At 70.7% G+C, this 6,297-nt stretch carries 7 protein-coding genes; 3 read left to right on the top strand and 4 right to left on the bottom strand.

Translation table 11 applies throughout. The features are described from left to right. Positions 1-129: 129 nt before the first annotated feature. Positions 130-1,869 carry an MFS transporter gene (locus ACWDEX_RS04300; protein ID WP_450461642.1) on the bottom strand — a complete coding sequence of 580 codons (1,740 nt, stop codon included), beginning with the start codon at positions 1,867-1,869 and terminating at the stop codon, positions 130-132. 249 nt (positions 1,870-2,118) lie between these two features. Between ACWDEX_RS04300 and ACWDEX_RS04295 the strand changes: the two genes are divergently transcribed. The 3 genes from ACWDEX_RS04295 to ACWDEX_RS04285 are packed head-to-tail and all read left to right on the top strand — an operon-like array spanning position 2,119 to position 4,955. Continuing rightward, positions 2,119-3,555 carry an MFS transporter gene (locus ACWDEX_RS04295; RefSeq protein ID WP_450461641.1) on the top strand — a complete coding sequence of 479 codons (1,437 nt, stop codon included), beginning with the start codon at positions 2,119-2,121 and terminating at the stop codon, positions 3,553-3,555. Positions 3,556-3,606: 51 nt separating this feature from the next. Beyond that, positions 3,607-4,146 (top strand): SigE family RNA polymerase sigma factor, encoded by a 540-nt coding sequence (locus tag ACWDEX_RS04290; RefSeq protein ID WP_450461640.1) that lies wholly within the window; start codon positions 3,607-3,609, stop codon positions 4,144-4,146. After that, entirely contained in the window at positions 4,146-4,955 is an 810-nt protein-coding gene (locus ACWDEX_RS04285; RefSeq protein WP_450461639.1) for a hypothetical protein, read from the top strand. Before ACWDEX_RS04290 ends, ACWDEX_RS04285 begins: the two co-directional genes overlap by 1 nt. A gap of 123 nt (positions 4,956-5,078) precedes the next feature. Here ACWDEX_RS04285 and ACWDEX_RS04280 read toward each other — a convergent pair whose 3' ends face one another. The 3 genes from ACWDEX_RS04280 to ACWDEX_RS04270 form a co-directional block, all read right to left on the bottom strand. Continuing rightward, positions 5,079-5,711, bottom strand: coding sequence for a response regulator (locus ACWDEX_RS04280; RefSeq protein WP_450461654.1), 633 nt, complete (start codon positions 5,709-5,711; stop codon positions 5,079-5,081). Positions 5,712-5,800: 89 nt separating this feature from the next. Continuing rightward, positions 5,801-6,025 carry a type II toxin-antitoxin system HicA family toxin gene (locus ACWDEX_RS04275; RefSeq protein WP_450461638.1) on the bottom strand — a complete coding sequence of 75 codons (225 nt, stop codon included), beginning with the start codon at positions 6,023-6,025 and terminating at the stop codon, positions 5,801-5,803. After that, the gene (locus ACWDEX_RS04270) at positions 6,022-6,237 is read right to left on the bottom strand and encodes a type II toxin-antitoxin system HicB family antitoxin (RefSeq protein WP_450461636.1); all 216 of its coding nucleotides are present in this window, start codon (positions 6,235-6,237) and stop codon (positions 6,022-6,024) included. The genes ACWDEX_RS04275 and ACWDEX_RS04270 overlap by 4 nt, the downstream gene beginning before the upstream one ends. Positions 6,238-6,297 lie beyond the last annotated feature (60 nt).

The raw sequence follows: 6,297 nt of genomic DNA, 5'->3' as shown, positions 1-6,297 counted from the left end.
AAACGCTCGGCTGGGAAACCCCAGCCGAGCGCCTCGCTAAGCTCCTGGCCACAGCCAGTTGATCACCTGTGTTGCAACGACCCCTGGAATTCGCCGTGTGCGACAGGGGCGCGTGCGTGCGGTGCCCGGTCAGGCGGAAACCGTCTCGCCCGGCAGGCAGAGGTCCAGGTCGACCGGGCGCTGGTCGCCCGTGTGGGTGGCCGATGCGGCGAGCGGGGCGTGGCCGGCGGCCCTGGCGGCCAGGATGTAGGGGCCCTCCGTCGGCACGACCAGCGCGTAGCTGCCGTCCTCGGCGGAGTGCGCGGCGCCCACCTGACGGCCCCCGCGGTCGATCAGCGTGACCTTGGCACGGGCCACCGGGGCGCCCTCGGCGTCCAGGACCCGGCCGCGGAAGCCCCGCAGTACCTGGTCGGCGTGGGCCAGATGGGCATCCTCCTCGCTGCTCGCGCGCAACTGCGTGCGGACCGAAGGGCGTTGCCCGGGCAGGAAGAGGGCGGCCAGCAGGCCGAGCGCCACCGCGCCGGTCGCGATCAGGAAGGAGAGGCGGAAGCCGTGCATGGTGGGGACCGCGAGGCCGTTCACCTGGTGGGCGGTGTTGGCGAGCACCATGCCGATGACGGCGCTGGAGACCGACGTGCCGATCGAACGCATCAGGGTGTTGAGGCCGTTGGCCGCACCCGTCTCGGAGGCCGGGACCGCGCCGACGATCAGCGCGGGCAGCGAGGAGTAGGCGAGTCCGATGCCCGCGCCCAGGAGCACGGAGGTGATCACGGTCTGCCAGGCGGCGTCCATCAGGCCGAGACCGGCGCCGTAGCCGATCGCGATGATCAGCAGGCCGGTGATGAGGGTGACCTTCGGGCCGTACCGGGCGGACAGCCGGGCGTAGACCGGGGCCGTGAACATCATCGTCAGGCCCAGCGGCGCCACGCACAGGCCCGCGACGACCATCGACCGGCCCAGACCGTAGCCGGTGGCGGTGGGCAGTTGGAGCAGCTGCGGCAGGACGAGCGAGACGACGAAGAACGCGACGCCGACCATGATCGAGGCGAGGTTGGTGAGCAGGACCTCGCGGCGGGCGGTGGTGCGCAGGTCGACCAGCGGCGCGTCCAGGCGCAGTTCCAGGACGCCCCACAGGCCGAGGACGACGGCAGAAGCCGCGAACATGCCGAGCGTGGTGCCGGACGCCCAGCCCCAGTCGCTGCCCTTGGTGACCGGCAGCAGGAGCAGAACCAGGCCGGCGGACAGGCCGAGCGCGCCCAGCAGGTCGAAGGAGCCCTTGGCGCGCGTCGTGGACTCCGGCACGACGAGGAGGGTGAGGACGATGGAGAGGGCGCCGAGTCCGGCGGTGGCGAAGAACAGGGCGTGCCAGTCGGCGTGCTGGGCGACCAGGGCCGCGGAGGGCAGCGCGAGTCCGCCGCCGACGCCGATCGAGGAGCTCATCAGCGCCATCGCCGAGGCGAGCCGCTCACGGGGCAGCGTGTCGCGCATCAGGCCGATGCCGAGCGGTATCGCGCCCATCGCGAAGCCCTGGAGCGTACGACCGACGATCATCGGTACGAGGTCGCTGGTGGAGCCGCTGACCAGCGCGCCGATCACCATCACGGCCAGGCTGGTGAGCAGCATCCGACGCTTGCCGTAGAGGTCGCCGAGGCGGCCCATGATGGGCGTGGCCACGGCGCCCGAGAGCAGGGTCGAGGTCAGTACCCAGGTGGCGTTGCTGGGTGTGGTGCTCAGTAACTGCGGCAGATCCTTGATGACCGGGACGAGCAGGGTCTGCATCACCGCGACAACGATGCCCGCGAAGGCGAGCACCGGCACGATCGCGCCCGACCGCCCTCGACTGGATCGGTCGGTCGGTATGTGCGTCATTGCGTAGGCCTCCGGGCCGGAGATCGGGAGTGGTGCGGAAGGTCGGTCGTGCGAGATCCGTGCGGGACAGGCGCTGGGTAAACCCCGTTCGCTCAGGCACCTATTCCGATACTTCGGCTTCCTAACTGACCTTTGACCATTCCATGGCGGACTGATTGACCGTCACTTGACCTGCCGCGGCACTAGGCCGCAGGGCCGAGCCGCGATACGGCGAAATCCCGATGCGCGCGACCTACCGCGGTTGGGACCATGCCCTTCATGCTGCGAACCGCCGAAGACACCTTCACAAGCCGCCGTTCCGCGCCGCCCACCTGGGTGGTGGTCGCACTCGCGTGCGCCGGGCAGTTCCTCGTGGTGCTGGACGTTTCCGTCGTCAACGTGGCGCTGCCGTCGATGCGGGCCGATCTGGGACTGAGTGCGTCCGGGCTGCAGTGGGTCGTGAACGCGTACGCGATCGCCTTCGCCGGGTTCATGCTGCTGGGCGGGCGGGCCGGGGATCTGTACGGGCGCAAGCGGATGTTCCTGGTGGGGCTCGCCCTGTTCACCCTGGCTTCCGTCTTCGGCGGGCTGGCCCAGCAGGGCTGGGAGCTGCTGGTCGCACGGGCCGTACAGGGACTGGGGGCGGCCGTGCTCGCGCCCTCGACGCTGACGCTGCTCACCGCGGCGGTGCCGGAAGGTGCCGCACGGGCACGTGCCATCGCGACCTGGACCGCGGTGGGCGCCGGCGGGGGCGCGGCGGGCGGGCTCGTCGGCGGCCTGCTCGTGGACGGGCTGTCGTGGCGCTGGGTGCTCCTCATCAACGTGCCGGTCGGCGCCGTCGTCCTGGCCGCGGCGACACGGTGGCTGACCGAGAGCCGCGCCGGGGACGGGCGACGGCTCGACCTGCCGGGCGCGTTGCTGGTCACGGCGGGGCTGGCCACGCTCGCGTACGGGATCGTGCAGACGGAGGCCGAGGGCTGGACGGCGGCGGCGACCCTGGTGCCGCTGTTCGCCGGGATCCTCCTCATCGGCCTGTTCCTGGCCGTCGAGGCGCGCACGAAGGCCCCGCTGATGCGCCTGGGGCTGCTGCGGGTGCGGTCGGTGGCCTCGGCGAACGCGGCCATGTTCGTCTCCGGTTCGGCCTCGTTCTGCATGTGGTTCTTCATGACGCTGTACGCGCAGAACGCCCTCGGCTACTCGCCGCTGGACGCCGGCCTCGCGCTGATGCCGAGCTCACTGGCCGTGGTGCTCGGGTCCAAGCTCGCGCCCCGGGTCATGCGGGTCGTGGGGGCGCGGAACGCGACGGTAATCGGGACGCTGGTCACGGCGGCCGGTTTCGGCTGGCAGTCGACCATGACGGCGGACGGGCGCTATCTGACGGCGATCATGCTTCCGGGGATCCTGATGATGCTGGGCGCGGGTGTGGCGATGACCCCACTCGCCGCGCTCGCCATCTCCGGGGCGGCGCCGGAGGACGCCGGGCTGGTGTCGGGGCTGGTCAACACCTCGCGCACGATGGGCGGTTCGCTGGGGCTCGCGGTCATGTCCGCGGTCGCCGCGACGCGCACGGGGGGACGCCAGTCGGCCGAGGCCCTCACGGAGGGCTACGCGCAGGCGTTTCGGGTAAGCGGGTGCGTGCTGGTGGCGGGGGCTGTGCTGATGCTGGTGTGGCTGCCGCGAAAAACTTCCGCGAATTCCGCTCGGTGAGGCAACGGTCCGGTGGCCCCATGGACTCCTTTTGACATCTAGGAGGTGCCCATGGGGGATCGGAAGCAGGCTCGGGACTCGGAGTTCCAGAGCTTCGTCATCGGCCGCTGGCCGCGGTTGATGCGCACGGCATTTCTCCTCACGGGGGAGCAGCACGCCGCGGAGGACCTGGTTCAGTCGACGCTGGAACAGGTCTATGTGGCATGGCGCAGGGTCGGCTCGGCCGACGACCCGGAGGCGTACGTACGACGCGTGATGATCAACGCGCATGCGCGCAGGCATCGCAGACGCCTCAAGGAGTTCCTCGCGCCGAGGGACGACTCGGGCCTGGTGCGTGAGGTGCCGGACACCGGCGACCGCATCGCCCAGGCCGACGACCGCAGCGCCCTGCTGAAGGCGCTCACCCAACTGCCCCCGCGACAGCGGACCGCGGTGGTTCTGCGGTACTGGGAGGACTTGACCGAGACGCAGACGGCCGAGGCGATGGGCTGCTCGGTGGGCACGGTGAAGAGCAATGCGGCCAAGGGGATCGCGAAACTCCGCGCCATACCCGGCTTGGCCGAGACGGTGACCGAGGGAGGGCGGAAGTGATGAGCGCGGACCGGGAGAACCAGGACATGACGCACAGGGACATCGCCCTCCTGCTGGCCGACGCCGCGGACGAGGTCGAGATCGGCATAGCCCCCTACCAGGCGGTGATCCGGGGCGGCAGGCGTCGTAGGGCCCGCCGCCTGGCAGTCGCGGGGGCCACGGCCCTGGTGCTCGCCGGTTCCACGGGCGCCACACTCGCTTTGGCGGGCCTGCCCGGCGAGGGCGGGAACCGGGTGGCGCCGGCGGCGACACAGCCGGCCTCTCCGGAGGCGCGGCACGTGTCCCAGCCCCAGCGCACCGAGCTGGCGGCGGGAACCGACCAGGGCGAGGAGTGGGCTGTCTACATCGACGTGTGGGGAGCGCCGCGCGATGAGAGCGAGGCGCGGCTGCAACTGGGCGCCATGCGCGAGTACGGGGTGCACCCCGCGGAGGTGGGCAAGGCTTCCGACCTGGTCGGCAAGACCTCGTACTTCGTAGCTCGGGGCGTCGGGGACGGCCAACCGAGGACGATCATGTTCAACACGGTCAAGAAGTGGGACCGCATGTCGGGCGGCGACATCCAGAGCATGGCGGCCCCTTTGAAGCCCGGCACTCTTGGCCCTTACCGCCTGGTCGTCGGCAAGGTCGCCAAGACCGCCCAGCAGGTCACCTGCACATGGAAGGACGGCACGACCTCGGTGGTCCACAGGGCCTCCGACGACAACCCGAAACACCGGGGGATCCGCTCGGCGGCCGGCTCCCCGGTGAACTGGTTCGTGTGCCTGGGGCCGAAAGGAACGGGCTGGAAAAGCGACGAAGTCTCGAAGTAGCAGAGCCAAGGGAGGAGTTGAGGCCCGTGGTACGGGGCGGCGTGACGTCGGGTTCCTCGGCCCACGCCCTTCGGAAAGCGCCGTCGGCGCGCCGTTGGGCGGGGCCCTCGGCGAGCGTCCTCCCTACAGCCATCCCTGCTGCCGGGCCTCCCGCACCGCCTCCATGCGGTTGCGGGTGCCGGTCTTACCGATGGCGGAGGAGAGGTAGTTGCGGACGGTGGACTCGGAGAGGTGGAGTCTGGCGGCGATGTCGGCGACCGTCGCCCCGTCCACGGAGGCCTTCAGTACGTCGCACTCGCGGGCGGTGAGGGGGCTGGGACCGGCGCTGAGGGCCGCCGTGGCCAGCGCCGGGTCGACGACCGTCTCGCCGGCGAGCACCCGGCGGATCGCGGCGGCCAGTTCCTCCACCGGCCCGTCCTTGACCAGGAAGCCGGCGGCGCCCGCGTCCATGGCGCGGCGCAGATAGCCGGGCCGACCAAAGGTGGTGAGGATCAACACCCGGCAGCCCGGGACCTGTTCACGCAGCTCGGCGGCCGCGTCCAGCCCGCTCATGCCCGGCAGTTCGATGTCCAGGAGGGCCACGTCCGGGCGGTGGGTCAGTGCCGCGTCCACGATCGCGTCGCCCGCCGCGACCTGGGCGACGACCTCCATGTCCGCTTCCATACCGAGCAGCAGGGCGAGGGCACCGCGCATCATGCCCTGGTCCTCGGCGAGCAGGACCCTGACGCACTTCGACGGCCGACGATCCGCGGGCATCTCATTCACGCCCCCAGGGTATGGGGCTGACGCATCCCTGGGCTGCCTGTTGGGTTCGGTTGCCGTCAGGGGTCGGGTGTGGCGAGGTGCTACTTCATATGCTTCTCGAGGTCGTCCACGGTCCAGTCGGCCTGGCGGAGGTTGGAACGGAGGGTGCCTGGGGCGAGACTGTGGTGGAGGGGGACGATGACGGTCCTTTCCCCGCTGCGGTACTTGGCGTGGCTGCCGCGAGTGGCGATGTGCTCGAAACCGCCGCGTTCGAGGGCCTTCGCGACTGCTGAACCGGAGAGGCCTGTGAGGACGGCAGGGCTCATGCGACGCGCACCTCGATGGGAGCGGTGATCACGTCGGTGACCTTGGGAGCGGGAGCGTCCTCGAAGTAGAGCTCGAGTGCCTCACGGAGGTTTTCCAGGGCCTCCTCGATCGTCGCGCCTTGGGAGGTGACCTCGACCTGGAGGCAGCGCGCCACGTACCACTCGCCTTCATGGGTGATCGCGGCGGTCAGGTGCAGTGCGTCAGCCGTCATACCGCCAGCCTGGCATGCACTACGGCTGCCTGGGCGCGTCTTCTTCCACGGTCACCTTCC

Source organism: Streptomyces sp. NPDC001020 (genome assembly GCF_053599115.1).
This window is presented reverse-complemented; position numbering and strand designations above follow the sequence as displayed.

Excerpts from the sequence above, each read along its gene's own strand:
- ACWDEX_RS04300 (WP_450461642.1), bottom strand. The coding sequence starts at position 1,869 with ATGACGCACATACCGACCGACCGATCCAGTCGAGGGCGGTCGGGCGCG.
- ACWDEX_RS04295 (WP_450461641.1), top strand. The coding sequence starts at position 2,119 with ATGCCCTTCATGCTGCGAACCGCCGAAGACACCTTCACAAGCCGCCGT.
- ACWDEX_RS04290 (WP_450461640.1), top strand. The coding sequence starts at position 3,607 with ATGGGGGATCGGAAGCAGGCTCGGGACTCGGAGTTCCAGAGCTTCGTC.
- ACWDEX_RS04285 (WP_450461639.1), top strand. The coding sequence starts at position 4,146 with ATGAGCGCGGACCGGGAGAACCAGGACATGACGCACAGGGACATCGCC.
- ACWDEX_RS04280 (WP_450461654.1), bottom strand. The coding sequence starts at position 5,711 with ATGCCCGCGGATCGTCGGCCGTCGAAGTGCGTCAGGGTCCTGCTCGCC.
- ACWDEX_RS04275 (WP_450461638.1), bottom strand. The coding sequence starts at position 6,025 with ATGAGCCCTGCCGTCCTCACAGGCCTCTCCGGTTCAGCAGTCGCGAAG.
- ACWDEX_RS04270 (WP_450461636.1), bottom strand. The coding sequence starts at position 6,237 with ATGACGGCTGACGCACTGCACCTGACCGCCGCGATCACCCATGAAGGC.